Source organism: Pseudomonas putida, from assembly GCF_016406145.1.
In the GTDB taxonomy this organism is placed as follows: Bacteria; Pseudomonadota; Gammaproteobacteria; order Pseudomonadales; family Pseudomonadaceae; genus Aquipseudomonas; species Aquipseudomonas putida_E.
Window position 1 is genome coordinate 1,066,919 of record NZ_CP066306.1, and the last position, 17,382, is coordinate 1,084,300.

Here is a 17,382-nt window from a genome sequence, read left to right on the forward strand (position 1 = left end):
CGTCAACTTCGCTGAATTTCTACCAGCACTGGCACTGTCCGGGCGATGGCCTTAAGCTGCGCCTGCCGCGCACCACAGCGAAGCGCCGCACAGGAGAACCCGATGCGCATTCTTTTGGTTGAAGACAACCGCGATATCCTTGCCAACCTGGCTGATTATCTGGGCATGAAGGGCTACACCGTCGACTGCGCCCAGGACGGCCTGTCAGGTTTGCACCTGGCTGCCACCGAGCATTACGACCTTATCGTGCTCGATATCATGCTGCCTGGAATCGACGGTTACACCCTGTGCAAGCGCCTGCGCGAGGATGCCCGTCGCGATACGCCAGTGATCATGCTGACCGCCCGCGACCAACTCGACGACCGCCTGCAGGGCTTCCGCTCCGGCGCCGACGATTACCTGCTCAAACCGTTCGCCCTGTCCGAACTCGCCGCGCGCATCGAAGCCGTGCTGCGTCGCGCCCAGGGTGGCGGGCGGCGCACCCTGCAGGTTGCCGACCTGAGCTACGACCTTGATACCCTCGAAGTCACCCGCCAGGGGCGCTTGCTCAAGCTCAACCCTGTCGGCCTCAAGCTGCTCGCCGTGCTGATGCAGAAAAGCCCCCACGTGTTGCGCCGCGAGGTACTGGAAGAGGCGTTGTGGGGTGATGATTGCCCCGACAGCGACAGCTTGCGCAGCCATGTACACCAGCTGCGCCAAGTAATCGACAAACCGTTCGAAAAGCCGTTGCTGCATACCGTCCATGGCGTCGGCTATCGCCTCGCCGAGGGTCGCGATGGAGTTTAAGCAAAGCCTGGCGCAGCGCATCATCATCGCGTTTGCGCTGATGAGCGCGCTGGTGGCTGGGGCGTTCGCCTTCGGTATCGTCGCCACTGTCCATCTGGTTGAAGAGCGCTTGATCTCCTCGGTGCTGGGCGGCGACCTGCAGCGTCTGTTGCGTATGGACAGCATCAGTGACTGGAGCCATCGGCCGCGCCCTGACCAGTTGTTCTACTTCAGCGGTGGGCGCGATGACTTCGAGCTGCCAAAAGACTTGCGCCACCTCGATGCAGGCTTTCATGAGGTATTCCGTGACCAGCTTTCCTACCACGCAATGGTGGAAATCGTAGACGGCCGACATTACGTATTGCTGCAGGACCAGAGCGATTTCGAAGAGCGCGAACGGGTACTGTTCGCCGTCGTCGTGGTGGGTTTTGTGCTCAGCCTGGTCCTGGCAGTGTTTCTCGGCTGGCTGCTGGCGCGACGAGTGATGGCACCGGTGATCCGCCTGGCGCGGCAAGTACGCCATCGTGATCAGCTGCTTGGCCTGGCACCGCCCTTGGCACCCGATTACGCAGCCGATGAAGTCGGCCAGCTAGCAGTGGCCTTCGACGATACGCTTGGCCGTTTGCGCGATGCACTGACCCGCGAGCGTCTGTTCACCAGTGATGTCAGCCACGAATTGCGCACGCCGCTGATGGTTCTGGCCACCTCCTGCGAGCTGTTGATCGAAAACCCCAGTCTGGATAGCCGCTCACGTAGCCAGGTTGAGCGCATCGCCCGGGCTACCGAAGAAATGCGTGAGTTGGTCAAAACCTTCCTGATGCTCGCCCGTGCCCAGCGTGACCAGGGTGCCGTGGCCTCCCAAGCGACGCTGCGCGAGGTGGCCGACGATCTGATTGGCGTATGGCGCGATACCATCGAGCAGAAAGGGCTGACGCTGTACTTCGATGGCCGCGTCAGTGCAGGACCGCTGCTGTATAACGCGACGTTCCTGCAATCGGTGATGGGCAACCTTTTGCGCAACGCTGCGCACTACACCGACAGTGGTTACATCCGCCTGAGTCTTGAAGCCAATGGGTTCAGCGTCGAAGACAGCGGGGTCGGCATTCCGGAGGAGCAGCGCGAAGCGATGTTCAAACCCTTCGTGCGTGGTGATGAGCGACGTGGCGAAGGTCTGGGCCTTGGCTTATCGCTGGTACAACGGATCTGTGACGATCAGGGATGGCGCGTTACGCTGACCTCTACAGCCCCCCATGGTTGCCGCTTTCAGGTGGACTTGAGCCAAAGCGCTGAAAAGTCCGATCCGTCAAAGCTGTGCGAGTAAATTGCTGGGCTATATTCCTTTAGGGATAACACTTTTTTCACATTGGTATGACCTGTTTCCTACGCCGTGTTCCTTAAGGTGCTTGCAATGGAGCCAGGAGATGCCCAATGCGTAGCCCTATCAAACTCGAATTTTCCAAGAAGTACGACCAGCAGCATGCTCGGGAGTATTTTCTCAAGCACCAAGATGGTCTGGCACGTCGCCTTTCCCATAAGCGCGATGAGCAATTGGCCCGTCGCGCCTTGGCGCTGGCCGGAGAACCGGGGTTGGTGCTGGACCTGCCTTGCGGCGCGGGCCGTTTCTGGCCGCTGCTGGCAGAAAAACCCAACAGGGTGATCATCGGTGCCGACAATTCCGAGGCAATGATCGAGACAGCCTGTGCGGCACAACCGCCAGAGGTGGTAGCGCGGGTACGCCCTTTGCAAACGTCAGCGTTCGCCATCGACTTGCCGGACAACTCGGTCGACAGCATTTTCTGCATGCGCTTGTTTCACCATATCGGCGAGGCGGTCCACAGGAAAACGATTCTTTCGGAGTTTCAAAGGGTTAGCCGGGACAGCGTAATCCTGTCATTGTGGGTGGATGGAAACTTCAAGGCCTGGCGGCGTCAAAAGCTCGAGCTACGGCGCAGTGCCAAAGCGGAGCCGGGCAGCTACCAGAATCGTTTCGTGTTACCGGCAGAGACAGTCGAAGAAGAATTCAAGGCCGCCGGCTTCAGAATCCAGGAACGCCTCGATTTCCTGCCGTTCTATGCCATGTGGCGGGTCTATGTATTGCGTAAGGGGTAGTGTTTGATGGCTGTAGCCCAAAGCGGGGAGTCACGCTTCGATTATTACTGGCGTCAGCAGGGCGAATGGGTCGAGGAACCGAATCAGCGCCGTGGTGGTGAAAGTGGCGTGCAACGCCTTAACGATGCCGATGGCAAGTTGCTGTATGCCAAGCGCCAGGTCGGGCACATCTACCGCAGCCTGTTGCACCCATTCGGCAGGCCGACGGTGCTGCGTGAGCTCGACGCGCTGAACAGCTTCGAGCAATTGGGCGTGCGTGTCCCGCGCATTGTATTTTGCGGGGCCGAGCGCGATGCCGACCGCCAATGGCGTGCACTGCTGGTCAGCGAAGCGCTCGATGGTTTCATCGAACTCGATGCCTGGCATGCCCAAGGGGCGCGCGAGCATTACCCGCAAGTGGTGCATGAACGCATGCTCAAGGAGTTGGCTGACAACCTGGCACGCATGCACCTGGGCCATTGGCAGCATGGTTGCCTGTATGGCAAGCACGTCTTCGTCAAGGTGATCGGCGAGGGCGAACAGGCTAGTGTTGAAGTGGCATTGCTCGATCTGGAGAAGTGCCGCCGCCGTATCAGCTGCCAGCGCGCGGCGGGTAATGACCTGCGTCAGTTGCGCCGCCATTCGTCGCTAAATGACGCGGAATGGCAATCATTGCTCTACTTTTACCAGATGGCGTTTGGCAGCGCTGTCAAAGGGTTAGGGTAATGAAACTAGAAATCGCTCGAGCTTTGTTTCTGATAGCCGGCTTGGCTGTGACCACCGTGGCGGTCGCTGCCTGGGAAGAGCCGCGGCCCGTGGTGTTCAGCAAGGCTGAACAGGCAGAACAATGCGCGTTGCCCAGGGACGTGAAGCAGCAGATTCAGGCCCAGCCGGACCAAGATTTGCTGTTGCTTCTGTTCGGGCTGCGGCAAGGCTTGCGGCCTGTAGGCTAAGCCTGCTTTTAGACCAAGAGGCCCCGCTATTGCGGGGCCTTTGCTTTCTCGAGTTGGCCAGCTCATGCAACAACAGGTTCCGTCGGCGCTGTCTTGTGCGCCAACAGGGTGTAAATACACGGCAGCACAAACAAGGTAAACAAGGTCCCGATCGACATTCCCGTCGCAATCACCGTACCGATGTCAAAACGGCTCACCGCCCCGGCCCCGGTCGCCAGAATCAGCGGCACCATGCCAAATACCATTGCGGCGGTGGTCATCAGCACCGGGCGTAGGCGAATGGCCGCAGCTTCCTCGATAGCGTCCCTTGCGCTCAGCCCTTTTTCCTCACGCAACTGGTTGGCGAACTCGACGATCAGGATACCGTGCTTGCTGATCAGCCCGATCAGCGTCACCAACCCGACCTGGGTGTAGATGTTCATGCTGGAGACACCTAGGAACAGCGGCAACAGCGCCCCGCAGATCGACAGCGGTACCGTCACCAGAATCACCAGCGGGTCGCGGAAGCTTTCAAACTGTGCCGCCAGTACCAGGAAGATGATCGCCAGCGCCAGGCCGAAAGTCACCCACAGCGCACTGCCTTCCTGTATGTACTGCCGTGCCGCGCCGGCATAGTCGAAGGAGAAACCTTCCGGCGCCTGCTCGGCAGCAATATCCCGTACCGTCTGCAAGGCCTCGCCGATACTGACCAAAGGCACACCTTGGATGATCGCCGAATTCAGTTGCTGGAACTGGTTGAGCTGGCGCGGGCGTGCTCGGTCGCTAAGGGTGATCAGGGTCGACAGTGGCAGCAGTTGGCCCTGGTCGTTCTTGACGTAATAGCTGTTGAGCCAGCCGGCGTTGTCGCGGTAGGGCCGTTCGACCTGGGCGATGACTTTGTAGCTGCGGCCTTCGAGAGTGAAACGGTTGATTTCCCCCTCGCCCAGCAAGGTCGCCAAGGTGCCGCCAAGGACGTCCATGGATACACCCATCTGCGCAGCCTTGGCGCGGTCGATGTCGACCACCACCTCGGGCTTGTCGAACGCCAGGTCGATGTCGAGGAAGGCAAATTTGCCCGATGCCTGGGCGCGTTCCTTGACCCGCTGGGCAACCTCCAGCAGCGCCGGGTAACCACCTGCGGTATTGATGACGAACTGGAACGGCAGGCCTTCGCCGGTGCCTGGCAGTGACGGCAGGTTGAACCCGAAGATCTGCAGGCCGCTGATGTTGTCGAGTTTGGCCTGTACCAGGGGCAGCAACTCCATTTGCGTGCGGTCGCGCTCGTTCCAAGGCTTGAGCAGGAAACCTCCGATGCCGCTCTGCACGCCGCTGAATCCGTTGATCTGGAACGACGAGTAGTATTCGGGGAACGCCTTGAACAGTGGGGTGAACTGGTCGGTGTAGGCATTGAGGTAGTCGAGGTTGGCTGGTTGTGGCGAGCTGCTGATCATGAAGATGACCCCCTGATCCTCGTTCGGTGCCAGCTCGTTCTGGGTGAACTTGAGCAGCACCGGGATCAGGCACAGGATGATCACAGCGAAAACCAGCACCACCGGGCGGCTGTTCAGGGTGCTGTGCAGCAGGCGCTGGTAGCGGCCCTTGATCCGCTCGAACAGCACGTCAAGGCGATGGGCCAGCCCGCTGGCATTGTGCTCCCGACGCAACAGCAGGGCACACATCATCGGCGACAGGGTAAGGGCGACGACGCCAGAGATGATCACCGCCCCTGCCAGGGTCAGGGCGAACTCCTTGAACAAGGCGCCGGTGAGCCCGGTCAGGAAGCCGATAGGTGCGTAAACCGCGGCCAGGGTGATGGTCATCGACACCACTGGCATGGCGATTTCTCGCGCACCTTCCAGCGCGGCGTCCAACGGCGATTTGCCTTCTTCCATGTGCCGGTGGATGTTTTCCACCACGACGATGGCATCGTCCACTACCAGGCCGATGGCCAGTACCATTGCCAGCAGGGTTAGCAGGTTGAGCGAATAGCCCATCATCTGCATGAAGAACAGCACCCCGATCATCGACAGTGGGATGGTCACCACCGGGATCAGTACCGAGCGCAGTGCGCCGAGGAATAAAAATACCACCACGATGACGATCAGCACCGCTTCGCCAAGGGTCTTGACCACTTCGTCGATCGAGGCCTGGATGAACAGCGTGGCGTCATAGGCAATCGACCCCTTGAGCGCGGACGGCAACTGGCTTTCCAGCTCCGGCATGATGCGGCGTACTTCCTTGATCACCTCCAGCGGGTTGGCGGCCGGGGTGGCCTTGATGCCGATGTAGACCGAAGGCGTGCCATCGAACGAGCTGACGGTGTCGTAATTTTCCGCTCCCATCTCGACCCGTGCCACATCACCGAGCAAGACCCGGCTGTCGCCGGAGGTCTTGAGGGGCAATGCGGCAAAAGCCTCGGCCGACTTCAGTTCGGTGTTGGCGTTGATGCTGGTGACCACGTATTCGCCCTTCACCTCACCAGCGGCGGCGAGAAAGTTGTAGCGGCGTACGGCGCTGGTCACGTCAGTGGCGGCAAGGCCGAATGCTGCCAGTTTGACCGGGTCGATCCAGATGCGCATGGCGAACACCTGGTTGCCGAGGATCTCGGCCTCGGCCATGCCCGGCAAGGTTGCAAGTTTCGGCTGGATGACCCGTGACAGGTAGTCGGTGATCTGCGGGTTGCTCATTTCCTTGCTGTAAAAGCTGATGTACATCAGCGCCGAGGCATCTGCGGCTTCTTTGCTCAATACCGGGTCTTCTGCGTCTTGCGGCAGCTGGTTGCGTACTTCGTTGGCCTTGGCCAGCAATTCGGTGAACAGGCGGTCGCTGTCGGCGCCGATACGCGCATAGATGGAGATGATCGAGAAGTTCTGCCGGCTCACCGAGGTCATGTAGTCGATGCCTTCGGCGCTGGCAAGGCTCTGCTGCAGCGGTTGGGTGATGTAGCCCTGGATGGTTTCGGCATTGGCTCCCGGGTAGGCGGTGGTCACCGTGATCAGGGCGTTTTCCATCTGCGGGTACTGGCGGATCTGCAGCTTGTTCCAGGCCTGAAAACCCAGCAGGAGGATCAGCAGGCTGACCACGCTGGCCAGCACCGGGCGGCGGATGAACGGGTCGGTGAACGCCATGCCTGCCTCCTGGTCAGTCCGCGCGCGGGGCGCCTTGTTCGGGCTCGAGCGCTGCGTCCTGGCCGATGCGGATAACCGCGCCAGGGCTCAGCTTTAGTTGGCCGGCGGTGACCACCTGTTCGCCCGCTGCGAGCCCTTTGCTGATTACCACCACACCATCGCGTCGCTCGCCAGTCTGCACGCTGCGCTGTTCGGCGCTGAGCTGCGGCTGGCCACTGTCGTCCCGCTCGGGGTTACCGTCCTTGTCTTTCTTCGGCGTGGCGACATACACGGAATTGCCATACAGCGTGTAGGTGATGGCGCTTTCGGGGACCACCACCTGTGGGCGCGGGTCAGGCAGGAGGACCAGCAGGTTGGCGAACATGCCCGGCAACAGCTTGCCATCGGGATTGGCCATGGTCGCGCGCACCAGCAGGTTGCGCGTGCTCTCTTCAACCTTGGGGTTGATGGCGCTGAGGCTGGCAGGGAAGGTCTGGCCAGGGTAGGCCGCCACCTGCACCTGTACCTGCTGGCCGAGGCTCAGCTGGGGCAGTGCCTGCTCCGGTACGTTGAAATCGACGTAAAGGCTGGAAAGGTCCTGCAGGGTAGCGATCACCGAGCCGGCCGCCAGGTAATCACCCACATCCACCTGGCGGATGCCGATCGTGCCGCTGAACGGGGCACTGATGCTCTTCTTGGTTTTCGAGGCCTTGAGCTGGTCGACCACTGCCTGGTTGCGCCGGTATTGCGCGGTAAGGCGGTCATATTCACCACGAGAAATGGCCGAATCCCCCACCAGCTGACTGCCGCGGCCGAAGTCCACTTTGGCCAACCCCAGGTCGGCTTGGGCGGTCCCCAGCAGGGCTGTTTCCTGATCGTCATTGAGCTTGAGCAGCAGTTGCCCGGCTTTGACCTTCTGACCGGAGTCGAAGTGCAGGGATTGGACGATGCCTTCCACCTCGAGGCTCAACTCGACACCCTGCAGGGCCTTGAGGCTGCCGACCGCGGGCAGGCGCTGCTGCCACGGGCGTTGCTCGGCCATGGCCGCCGCCACGGTGATGGGGGGCTTGGGGGCAGTGAACATCTGGATCTGCTGGTAGATCGAGAAGGCCTTGTAGCCCCCCAGGGCCAACACGATCAGCAGAACGACGGCCAACATGATGAGCATGCGGCGGCGCAGCATAAGTCCGGTTCCTTGGATGCGAGGTTGTTATTGGTTTTGACACGACAACGGGCAGTCCTGCCCACGTGCGGATGGGGGAAGTATTGACTGTTTTTCGATTGAGGGGAAATGGATTGCGCCCCCGTAGGAGCGCGCAGTCTTGATCAGACCAGGTGCAGGTGGTTGTCCCAGAAACCGGAAGGCAAATCCATCGGCTGGCCGATCAGTTCCTGCTTGCGAAAATCATAGAAACGGCAACGTCCCTGCCCGGACGTCACGACAAAACCATCCTTCACCGCCCCGACCCCGGCACAGTCCGGCATCGGCGCATCCAGCCTGACTGCGCCACTGTCCAGGTCCCAGACGAACAGGCGGTTGGCCCGCGGCGCCGTCAGTGCCACCAGGCGCAGGTCGCTGTGGATGGCGACGCTGGCAGTGTACTGGGCCATGGCTTGCAACTGGCGCTCTGGCACCGGGAAAGCCTTGAACGGCTCGCCTGGGCGCTTGATTGCCAGCAGCTCGGCAGTTTCATCGGCATCGCCCATGAACTGCTGGCATGCGGCGATGGTGCCATCGCTACCCACTGCCAGGTGGCGCACGCTGTTCATCTGCTGGGCCAGGGTTTCCTTGCTGATCAAGGTGCCGTCGCGACGCATCAACACCAGGCTCGGCTCCATGGCGTTGAGGTTCATCTCGACCCGGCTTTCGGCCTCGGTCCGGATACCGCCATTGGCCACGATCAGGGTCTCGCCATCGGGCAGCCATGCCACTTCATGAGGGCCGACGCCGTGGGTGGGGATCTCGCCGGTATGTACCAGGCGTTCACCTTCGAAGCGGTACACGCCTAGTACGCCACGCCCGGGATCTGTAGTGTCATTCTCGGTGGCGTACAGCCATTCGCCGCCTTTATGAATCACGGCGTGGCCGTAAAAATGCCGGTCAGGCTGCGACGAGACGGTCTGCAACAAGCGCCCGTCGCGCAGGTTGATCAGGTAGCTTTCGGTACCGGGACGGCGGGCGACGAACAGGGCGATCGGCAGTTCTGGATGGTTGATGATGGCATGGCAACGCTGGGCCACCTGGGTGCTGAACACCTGGGTGCCGTCCAGACGGAAGCCGACGGCATAGTGCTTGCCGTCGCCATCGTCACGCGCCGACAGCAGCAAAGGATCGCTGCCTTTGTTGCGCATCAGGCTCCAGCCTCCCAAGGTCAGGGCGCTGAGCAGAACGCTACCGATTTTGAGTGCCTGGCGTCGCAGCATGATCAGTCACCGTCGTTGGCATTGAAGCCCAGCTGGATGTTCAACGCCTTGGCCAGTTCGCCTTCGTGCAGGCGGTGAACGACGTTGAGGCTGTCGTAGATCTGGTTGAGGCGCTGCATGCCATCTTCGTCAGCCAGCAACTCGCCCAGGGTCTTCTGGTTATCGGTCAGCAGTTTCAGCGAGGTAGCGTAGGCGTCGTCGATCTTTTGCGCCAGGGCTTTCTGGTCGCTGCCCAGCAAGCCGCGCAGGCCCTGGTTGTCGACCCCGACCCAGACCGCCTGGGCGGCCTTGAGGCTGGCTTCCAGGCTTCTCAGCGAGGCGTGGCTGCGCCAGGCTTCGGCCTGCAGTGGCTGCGCAATGCCTTTGCTCTGGCGGCCCATCGGTGCGCCGAGCTTCTTCTTGAGGGTATCCAGCGCAGTCACCTGTGCACGTAGCAGGTCGGCGATCGCCTCGTGCGAGTCGGCATAGCGCTGGTTGGGGAACTTGGTCATTTGCGAGAGCATGCCGTCGGTGCTGTTCCAGCCTTTCAGGATCTCTTCAGCCAAGGCCTTCTGGTGCTCACCAATGGCAACCAGCAGCGGGCAGTAGCGGGCTTTCTGTTCGGCGGTGGCGACATCCGGCTTGCTGTCGAACAGGATGTATTCGTAGGCCGACAGGCCGCGGACCACGACGCTGGACTTGCCCAGGGTTTGGGCGTCGATCGGCTTGTCGCCATTGACCAACTGCTCGACCTGGCGACCGACCAGGTTCTTCTTGTCGGGCCAGAACTGCACCTGCCAGGCGCGGTTGCCCTCGGCCAGCGGACCGACCAGCAGCGGCTGCAGCTCGGCCCAGGCTTTTTGCGCGTTGAGGAAATCAGCGCGCGCGGTGTCCAGGCTCTCTTTGCCCTCGCAGTAGGCCAGGGCGCTGGCGGCGAGTTGCCGGTCGGCTTCGACCCAGCGGCTGTAGGTCGGCAGGATCACCTGCTTGGCGATGGCGGCGGACGTCACCGCCTGCGGGTCCTGCGGCGAGCAGGCACCGAGAGCGAGTGCGGCGAGGCTGGTGAACAACAGTTTGGGTCGGAACATGCCCGGCTCCTTGCGCTTTAAAGTGAGTTCAGGAAGGCCAGCAACGCAGCGCGCTGCTCGGCATTGAAGGTCAAAACATGATCGCGCGCTGCCTGCGCTTCGCCGCCGTGCCAGAGCACAGCCTCGAGCAGGTTGCGGGCGCGGCCATCATGCAAGTACTGGGTGTGGCCACTGACCGCTGGACTCAGGCCGATGCCCCACAGCGGTGGGGTTCGCCAGTCCTGGCCGTTGGCGGCAAATTCGGTGCGATCGTCGGCAAGGCCCGGGCCCATGTCGTGCAGCAGTAGGTCGCTGTAGGGGCGGATCACTTGCCCGGCCAGCTCTGGCTCGGTGGCGTCGGCGGCAGTGGTGAACTTCGGGGTGTGGCAACCCTGGCAGCCGGCCTGGTAGAACAGGCTCTTGCCGGCCAGCACTTGCGGGGCGCCGACATCGCGCCGGGCTGGCACGCCCAGGTTGCGGGTGTAAAAAGTGACCAGGCGCAGGATGTTGTCGCTGACTTCCTTTTCGCCCTCGGCGCCGTCGCCATTGGGGGCTGCAAGGCAATCGAGCTGCGCCGGGGTGCAGTCGTCCCGGGGTTGCAGGGTGCTGGTCAAACCCATGTCACCGGCAAAGGCGTGCACGTTCTGCTGTTTGACGTTCGGTTGCCCGGCCTTCCAGCCGAAGCGACCGACCACTGTCTTGCCCTGGGCGTCGTCCCAAACCCGGTTGGCCCGGCCGCGAATACCGTCGCGGTTGCGATCGTCGGGGTCTTCGTTGGCCAGAATCTGAGCTTCGGGAATGGCTTCGAGCAGGCCCAGGCCGATCATGGGCGGTGCCACGCGTGCAGAGAACCGGGTGTCAGGGTGCATCGGCCCATAGCCGAGCTGGGTGATTTGCAGGGTAGGGCGACGCAGTTCGACCTGATGGCCGTCCCTGAAGGTGACGGTCTGATTATCGTAAGTCACGCGCACCTTGCCCTCCGGGGCCACGCCAGGGTTGGCCATGTCCTGTAACTGGGTGCCATAGACAGGCTCCGGAACCACGCCCAGGCGCTCGATTTCTTTTGCCAGATAAGGCTGGTCAGGGATCGACAGCCGCACCAGCATCGACACCGCATTGCTGTCGCCAGGCTCTGGCGGATGGCCGCGGCCATCGCGTACGTGGCAGTTCTGGCAGGCGTTGGTATTGAACAGTGGGCCCAGGCCATCGCGTGCAGTGGTGGTGGACGGAGCGATCACCCAGGGGTTGCGGAAAAAGCTGTTGCCTACGGCAAAGTCCAGGCGGCGCTCGGGCGACAGGTTGGCCGAGGGCAGGGAAAAGGCATTGCGGTCACTGCGCTGGACAGTCGCCTGGCCACCGGACAGCGCTTCGCCAGGCTCTGCCTGAGTGAAACGCGGGGCGTCGTCACAGGCGGCAAGGGCAAGGGCCAGCAGCAGAGGGGAGAGTCGGGACAGCGACAAGGACATGAAAAATCCTGGGCTTGGGCGAAAAACCGGCGTGCAAGCTTAGCAGGCTGAGAATGTTTGAATAAGAGGAATTTGCAATTGCTGGATGAAACTGGTGTCAGTTTCGGCCCTGCCGCAGGCAAGCCAGCTCCCACAGGTACAGCGCAGAACTCAAGAACTGCGCGGTCCCGGTAGGAGCTGGCTCGCCGGCGATGGGCTGCGTAGCAGCCCTACTAACGCTAACTGACTGGCGTTAGCCTTTTGCCTGCCAATGCCGAATCAGAACTCGTGATCGGCAGTGTCCGGGTTCAGGTTGGCAATGCCCAGCTTGCCCGCAGCCTGCTCGATCGCGCCGGTCTGCTTGACCAGGGAGGCAATGGCATCACGCACGACCTGGTTGCCGGCCGCGTTGTCGGCAGCGATCAGTTGGTCGTAGTGCTCGCCTTTGAGCGCGTGGTCGACAATTACCTGAAGCTTCGCCTCGGTCGCTTCCAGGTCGGCCTTGAGGGTAGCGTCGGCAGCCGGGTCGGCCTTGGCCACCAGCGACGACAGGCTCGGGCCGGTCAGCTTGGTACCGTCGGCGCGGGTATACTCGCCCAGGTAGACGTTGCGGATGCCCTTGGCGTCGTAGAAGTGCGAGTAGTGGGTGTTGTCGCTGAAACAGTCCTGCTCGTCTTCCGGCGAGTTGGCTTCCAGCGAGACCTTCATGCGCTCGCCAGCCAGTTCGCCCAGCGACAGGCTGCCCATACCGAACAGCATCTTGCGCAGGCCGTCGGTGGCGGGCTCGGCTTCCAGCGTGGCGCGGTAGTTGTCGGCTACGTTCGGGGCCCAGTTGCCGACCATTTCTTCAAGGTCTTTGACCAGCAGCTCGGTGACCGACTTCAGGTAGGCGCGGCGACGCTCGTTGTGGCCGCCGGTGGCGCCTTTACCCTCGAGGTAGTCGGAAGCAGGGCGGTTGCCTGCGCCCGGGCCGGTACCGTTGAGGTCCTGGCCCCAGAGCAGGAATTCGATGGCGTGGTAGCCAGTGGCGACGTTGGCTTCGGAGCCGCCCAGTTCATTCAGGCTGGCCAGCTTCTCAGGGGTGATGTCCTTGACGTCGACCTTCTCCTCACCGACCTGGATCTCGGTGTTGGCGATGATGTTGGAGCTTGCAGCCGGGTTGCCCAGAGCATGTTCGTAACTCTTGTCGACGTAGTCGATCAGGCCTTCGTCAAGCGGCCAGGCGTTCACCTGGCCTTCCCAGTCGTCGATGATGGTGTTGCCGAAGCGGAAGGCTTCGCTCTGCAGGTACGGTACGCGTGCTGCAGCCCAGGCTTCTTTGGCAGCTTTGAGGGTGTCGTCGTTGGGCTTGGCGAGGAATGCATCGATGGCGCTTTGCAGGGACTTGGCGGTGCTCAGCGAGTCGCTGTAAACGGCGTAGACCATCTCGGTGTAATGCTTGACCACGGCCTTGCCGGCCGCTTCGTCGACAGCAGCCGGTGCTGCGGCCGCGGTGCTCGCAGCAGCAGGTGCCGCAGCTTGCGGTGCGGCGGCCTTGTCGTCCTTGCTTTCACCGCAACCGGCGAGAGCGATGGCGATGGCCAGCAGACTGGCGGAGGCCAGAGGCATACGAATCATTATTGGTTTCCCTGCGTCGTGTGGTTGGACAGTGCGCCGTGGCACGTAAAACTACAACATCATGCGAAAGATTTGCATTTGCTGTAAAGGGGTGGGGGCGCAATTATGTAATTGCCGGCAACGGCCTGGAACCAGCAGGGGCAGGGGTTATAACGCAGAAACCTGATTGCGCTGGGCCTGACGCAGGAAACTGGTCAGCTCGCGTGCCGACAGTGGCTTGCTGTAGTGATAGCCCTGACCTTCGTGGCAGCCTTGGGCGATGATGTAGGCTTCCTGCTCGGACGTCTCTACGCCCTCGGCGATCACCTGCATGCCCAGGCTCTTGCCCAACTGGATAATTGCCCGAACGATGGTGGCATCATCATCGTCATCCAACAGGTCCTGGACGAAGCTCTTGTCGATCTTGATCTTGTCCAGTGGCAGCGACTTGAGGTAACTGAGCGACGAGTAACCGGTGCCAAAGTCGTCAATGGCGATCATCGCCCCGGAGCGGCGCAGGCTGAGCAGATGCTGGGCGGCGGTGCTGATATCTTCCATCAGGCCGGTTTCGGTCACCTCCAGTTCCAGGCTGCGCGGTGGCAGACGGTAAGCCTGCAGCAGATTGTTGACCACACGCGGAAGTTCGTTGTGATGCAGTTGCACGGTGGACAGGTTGACTGCCATGCGCAGTTCGCTGAAGCCAAGATCGTGCCATTCGCGCAGTTGCCTGCAGGCCTGGTCGAGTACCCACTCGCCGATGGGGATGATGTTGCCGTTCTGTTCGGCCAGCGGGATGAACTGGTCCGGCGGGACCATGCCAAGTTCAGGATGCTGCCAGCGCAGCAAGGCTTCGACACCGACCACGCGGTGATCGCGGTAGCTGATCTGCGGCTGGTAGACAAGGAATAGCTGGTTGCGCGACAGCGCCTCGCGCAGGTCCTTTTCCAGTTCACGGCGCCGACGCATCTCGCTGTCGACGCTGGCGATGTAGAACTGATAGCGGTTGCGCGAGCGGGCCTTGGCCAAGGTCATGGTCTGCTCAGCCTTTTGCAGCAGCTTCTCGGTGCTGTCGCCGTCTTCGGGGAATAGTGTGATGCCGATGGTGGCGCGCAGGCGAATCTGCTGGTGATCCAGGTCGAACGGCGCCTCCAGGTCATCGAGGATGCTCTGCGCCAGTTCTGCGGCCTCGTAGGGCTGTTCGATATTGGCCTGCACCAGGGCGAACTGGTCGCCTCCCAGGCGCGCCAGCGCCCCCAGGCGGCCACTGTGGGCGCGCAGGCGGTCAGCCAGGGCGAGCAGCAATTGGTCGCCGACCTGATAGCTGAACTGCTCGTTTATGCCTTTGAAGTCATCCAGGCCCACGCACAGTACGGCGACGCGATGCTGCAGGCGGCAGCCGTCTGTAAGGATCTTGTCGAGCTGTGCCTGTAGCTGCTGGCGGTTCGGCAGGCCGGTCAGGAAGTCGTATTGGGCCATGCGTTGCAGGCTGTTTTCGGCTTCGTGGCGCAGATGGGTATTGCGCTCGATCGAGGCCAGCAACTGGTTGGCTGTATTGACCCAGATGCCCAGTTCGTTTTTTTCATGGCCTTTGAGTAGCGGGATCTGGTGCTGGCTGGGGCGGTCAGGGTTGATCTGGGTGAGGTGCTCGATGATTTTCGACAGCGGTTTGGTCAGCAGCCAGTGGTAGACCAGGTACAGCACCAGGCCCATGGCCAAGGCGCGCAGCACGCCGGAAATGAAGATGATGATGGCGTTGAGCAGGAATCCTTCACCGTAGGCGGCAGTGTCCAGGGTGATGCTCAGGTCACCGTAGTACTCGCTGTAGGGGCCGCGGCCGACCAATTGAGTGGTGTAGGTGCGTTCCTGGCCAAGGAGCAGGTCGGTTAGCCAGCGTACGGGAGAGTCCTGCAGCGGGCGGGACTTCTCGGCGAGCATGGTTTCATTGGGGTGGCCGATGGAAGCCTGGCGAACAGACTCGTCCTGGAACAGGCCTTCCATGACCTGCATGCCCATTTCCCGGTCAAGGCTGTAGACCGCCTGGGTCGAGGGGTCGCGGAACATATCGAGGATGCGCTGGGCGTCGCTGTCGACAGTCTGGCGGGTCTTGTAGGTGTCATAAACGATCTGCGCGCAGCTAAGAACGACACCGACCGCCAGCGCCGAAAGGAGCACGACCCTGAGCAACTTGACCGATAAGCTGTTCCGCAATTCCAGCTTCAATGGGGGTTTCCTTAATCCATGCGCATGACATCATTTTGCCATTAACCTTGGCGATACACTATCGGCCGATGGGGCTGCCCTGAGCAATGTATCGGTTGCCTGACCCTGCAACTTGAGTGCGCTGTAGCGAACTTTCAGACGTTTGATGTTAGCGCGCTATGCGGGGGGAGCAAGAGCCGCCGGGAAAACTGTTCATTGGGAGTCTGTGATGTCGTCACTGGCCATAAAAAAACCCGGCGCATGGCCGGGTTTCTTGTTCAAGGCGCCAGCAATCAGGCCTTGAAGGTCTTGCCTTCGAACTGCTCGGCAACGAAGGCCCAGTTGACCAGGTTCCAGAATGCTTCGACGTACTTCGGACGCAGGTTGCGGTAGTCGATGTAGTAAGCATGTTCCCAGACGTCGCAGGTCAGCAGCGGGGTGTCGCCGCTGGTCAGCGGGCAGCCGGCACCGATGGTGCTGGCCAGGGCCAGGGAGCCGTCGGCTTTCTTGACCAGCCAGCCCCAGCCGGAACCGAAGGTGCCAACCGAAGTCTTGGTGAACTCTTCCTTGAACTTGTCGAAGGAACCGAACGCGGCGTTGATGGCTTCAGCCAGTGCACCGGTAGGCTGGCCACCGCCGTTTGGCGACAGGCAGTTCCAGTAGAAGGTGTGGTTCCAGACTTGAGCGGCGTTGTTGAAGATGCCGCCCGAAGAGCTCTTGACGATCTCTTCCAGGGTCTTGCCTTCGAATTCGGTGCCTGGGACCAGGTTGTTCAGGTTCACGACGTAGGTGTTGTGGTGCTTGTCGTGGTGATACTCCAGGGTTTCCTTGGAGATGTGCGGCTGCAGGGCATCGTGGGCGTACGGCAGCGGCGGCAATTCAAAAGCCATGGTGGATCTCCTGATTCAGGTCTAGTTCGCGGTTTGCGCAAGGCCGATCACGGGCGGCCCTATGTGCGTCAGCGAGTTTGTACTCTTTGCGACGCAAGGGCTGGATCATAGCACCAGCCCCGACGCATAACCACGCAACAAAGATAGGGAATAGAGGTTCCAGAGCGGTTGCCTGCCGCCGACGGGTGGCGCTCCGATGCAAGCTTCAAGCTTGCAGCTCAAGTAAAGATCAACTGCGCCGCCACGGCGAACATCATCACTGCCACCATCAGGTCGAGCATCCGCCAAGTGGCCGGGCGGGCCAGCCAGGGCGCCAGCCATGCAGCACCGATCGCCAAAGTCGAGAACCATAGCAGCGAAGCGCTGGCGGCCCCTGCCACATAGGCGCCCGGCACTGTCTGCTGGGCGCCTAGGGAGCCGATCAGCAACACAGTGTCCAGGTACACATGCGGGTTCAGGAGGGTAACGGCCAGTGCACTGAGCAGCACCGCACGCCGCGAGCGCATGCCTTGGCCTTGCTGATGCTGCAGGCTCTGTTTGGAGCATGCACTGCGCAGCGCCTTGGCGCCATACCAGAGCAGAAACACCGCGCCACCCCAGCGAGCAATCGCCAGCAGCGTCGGATTATGCGCCAGCACCGTGGCCAGGCCGAACACCCCGGCGGCTACCAGCAATGCGTCGCAGACGATGCACAGTGCTGCCACCGGGAGGTGGTGTTCACGACGCAGGCTCTGCGCCAGGACGAAGGCGTTCTGTGCGCCAATGGCCATGATCAGGCCGAAGGCCACCAGCATGCCGTTCAGATAGCTTTGCCACATGGCAGATACTCCAGAGAAGATGCTGGCTATTGTGGGGAGCGACCCTGTATAAGAAAAACAAATAATGCTGAT

General features: G+C 61.5%; 14 protein-coding genes. 5 read left to right on the plus strand and 9 right to left on the minus strand.

Translation table 11 applies throughout. The features are described 5' to 3' along the window. Positions 1-102 precede the first annotated feature (102 nt). From colR to JET17_RS04925, 5 genes are all read left to right on the plus strand, one after another. Positions 103-786 carry a two-component system response regulator ColR gene (gene colR / locus JET17_RS04905; protein ID WP_003255215.1) on the plus strand — a complete coding sequence of 228 codons (684 nt, stop codon included), beginning with the start codon at positions 103-105 and terminating at the stop codon, positions 784-786. Continuing rightward, positions 776-2,086 (plus strand): sensor histidine kinase, encoded by a 1,311-nt coding sequence (locus tag JET17_RS04910; protein ID WP_012312891.1) that lies wholly within the window; start codon positions 776-778, stop codon positions 2,084-2,086. The genes colR and JET17_RS04910 overlap by 11 nt, the downstream gene beginning before the upstream one ends. Before the next feature lie 107 nt (positions 2,087-2,193). Continuing rightward, on the plus strand, positions 2,194-2,874 hold the full coding sequence (locus tag JET17_RS04915; protein ID WP_012312892.1) for a class I SAM-dependent methyltransferase: 681 nt from the start codon (positions 2,194-2,196) through the stop codon (positions 2,872-2,874). A 6-nt stretch (positions 2,875-2,880) separates the two neighbouring features. Beyond that, positions 2,881-3,579, plus strand: a complete 699-nt coding sequence (locus tag JET17_RS04920) for a lipopolysaccharide kinase InaA family protein (RefSeq protein WP_012312893.1) — start codon at positions 2,881-2,883, stop codon at positions 3,577-3,579. Further along, positions 3,579-3,806, plus strand: a complete 228-nt coding sequence (locus JET17_RS04925; protein WP_012312894.1) for a hypothetical protein — start codon at positions 3,579-3,581, stop codon at positions 3,804-3,806. The genes JET17_RS04920 and JET17_RS04925 overlap by 1 nt, the downstream gene beginning before the upstream one ends. 62 nt (positions 3,807-3,868) lie before the next feature. On the opposite strand, the gene JET17_RS04930 is transcribed toward JET17_RS04925, so the two are convergent. From JET17_RS04930 to JET17_RS04970, 9 genes are all read right to left on the minus strand, one after another. Further along, positions 3,869-6,913 carry a multidrug efflux RND transporter permease subunit gene (locus JET17_RS04930; RefSeq protein ID WP_012312895.1) on the minus strand — a complete coding sequence of 1,015 codons (3,045 nt, stop codon included), beginning with the start codon at positions 6,911-6,913 and terminating at the stop codon, positions 3,869-3,871. A gap of 13 nt (positions 6,914-6,926) precedes the next feature. Then, positions 6,927-8,075, minus strand: coding sequence for an efflux RND transporter periplasmic adaptor subunit (locus JET17_RS04935; RefSeq protein WP_012312896.1), 1,149 nt, complete (start codon positions 8,073-8,075; stop codon positions 6,927-6,929). A 143-nt stretch (positions 8,076-8,218) separates the two neighbouring features. Then, positions 8,219-9,316: a DUF1513 domain-containing protein gene (locus tag JET17_RS04940; protein ID WP_012312897.1), complete on the minus strand. Its 1,098-nt coding sequence runs from the start codon at positions 9,314-9,316 to the stop codon at positions 8,219-8,221. A gap of 2 nt (positions 9,317-9,318) precedes the next feature. Next, on the minus strand, positions 9,319-10,383 hold the full coding sequence (locus JET17_RS04945; RefSeq protein WP_012312898.1) for an imelysin family protein: 1,065 nt from the start codon (positions 10,381-10,383) through the stop codon (positions 9,319-9,321). A gap of 17 nt (positions 10,384-10,400) precedes the next feature. Then, entirely contained in the window at positions 10,401-11,828 is a 1,428-nt protein-coding gene (locus JET17_RS04950) for a di-heme oxidoredictase family protein (RefSeq protein ID WP_012312899.1), read from the minus strand. A 258-nt stretch (positions 11,829-12,086) separates the two neighbouring features. After that, on the minus strand, positions 12,087-13,424 hold the full coding sequence (locus JET17_RS04955; protein ID WP_012312900.1) for an imelysin family protein: 1,338 nt from the start codon (positions 13,422-13,424) through the stop codon (positions 12,087-12,089). A 147-nt stretch (positions 13,425-13,571) separates the two neighbouring features. Continuing rightward, positions 13,572-15,623 carry a putative bifunctional diguanylate cyclase/phosphodiesterase gene (locus JET17_RS04960; protein WP_012312901.1) on the minus strand — a complete coding sequence of 684 codons (2,052 nt, stop codon included), beginning with the start codon at positions 15,621-15,623 and terminating at the stop codon, positions 13,572-13,574. A 272-nt stretch (positions 15,624-15,895) separates the two neighbouring features. Beyond that, positions 15,896-16,492 (minus strand): superoxide dismutase, encoded by a 597-nt coding sequence (locus JET17_RS04965; protein ID WP_012312902.1) that lies wholly within the window; start codon positions 16,490-16,492, stop codon positions 15,896-15,898. A gap of 218 nt (positions 16,493-16,710) precedes the next feature. Then, on the minus strand, positions 16,711-17,310 hold the full coding sequence (locus JET17_RS04970) for a LysE/ArgO family amino acid transporter (protein ID WP_012312903.1): 600 nt from the start codon (positions 17,308-17,310) through the stop codon (positions 16,711-16,713). Positions 17,311-17,382 lie beyond the last annotated feature (72 nt).